The sequence below is a fragment of the Mycobacterium angelicum genome (assembly GCF_002086155.1).
Taxonomy (GTDB): Bacteria; Actinomycetota; Actinomycetes; order Mycobacteriales; family Mycobacteriaceae; genus Mycobacterium; species Mycobacterium angelicum.
In genome coordinates this window covers 1-888 of sequence record NZ_MVHE01000225.1, presented here as the reverse complement: position 1 = coordinate 888, position 888 = coordinate 1, and the positions used below count along the sequence as shown (strand labels likewise).

Below are 888 nucleotides of genomic sequence, written 5' to 3'. Positions count from 1 at the left end.
GAGGGCGTGCTGCCGATGCCCGAGAGCACGCATTACCCGCTGGCCGAGGCGGCCACTGCGATCCGGGTGATGGGGGCCGCCGAACACACCGGCAAACTCATCCTCGATGTGCCCCACGCCGGGCGCAGCAGCGTGGTGTTGCCGCCCGAGCACGCGCCCGTGTTCCGCGGCGACGGGTCCTACATCATCACCGGTGGTTTGGGTGGGCTGGGTTTGTTCCTGGCCGAGAAGATGGCCAATGGCGGTGCGGGGCGCATTGTGCTCAGTTCGCGTTCGCAGCCCAGCCAGAAGGTGCTCGAGACCATCGAACTGGTGCGCTCGATCGGCTCCGACGTGGTGGTCGAATGCGGCGACATCGCACATCCGGGCGCGGCCGAGCGGTTGGTGGCTGCGGCTACCGCCACGGGCTTGGCGTTGCGGGGTGTGCTGCACGCCGCGGCGGTGGTCGAGGACGCCACCCTTGGCAACATCACCGAGGATCTGATTGAGCGTGACTGGGCGCCCAAGGTGTATGGGGCCTGGCGTCTGCATGAGGCCAGTGCGGGGCAGCCGTTGGACTGGTTCTGCTCGTTCTCCTCGGCGGCGGCTTTGGTGGGTTCGCCGGGTCAGGGGGCTTATGCGGCGGCCAATAGTTGGCTGGATGCCTTCACCCAGTGGCGGAAATCACAAGGCCTTCCGGCGACCTCGATTGCCTGGGGTCCGTGGGCCGAGATCGGTCGTGCGACGACGTTTGCCGAACAGGCCGGCGATGCGATCGGCCCGGAGGAAGGTGCGTACGCGTTCGAGGCGTTGCTGCGCCACAACCGCGCCTACACCGGCTACGCCCCGGTGATCGGGTCGCCGTGGCTGACGGCGTTCGCTCAGCGCAGCCCGTTCGCCGAGATGTTC

The 888-nt window shown here is 68.0% G+C and carries 1 protein-coding gene; it reads left to right on the top strand.

The window, feature by feature from the left end; genetic code table 11:
• Positions 1-888: SDR family NAD(P)-dependent oxidoreductase (locus BST12_RS29125; RefSeq protein ID WP_139802069.1), on the top strand; the 888-nt coding region annotated here is incomplete at both ends.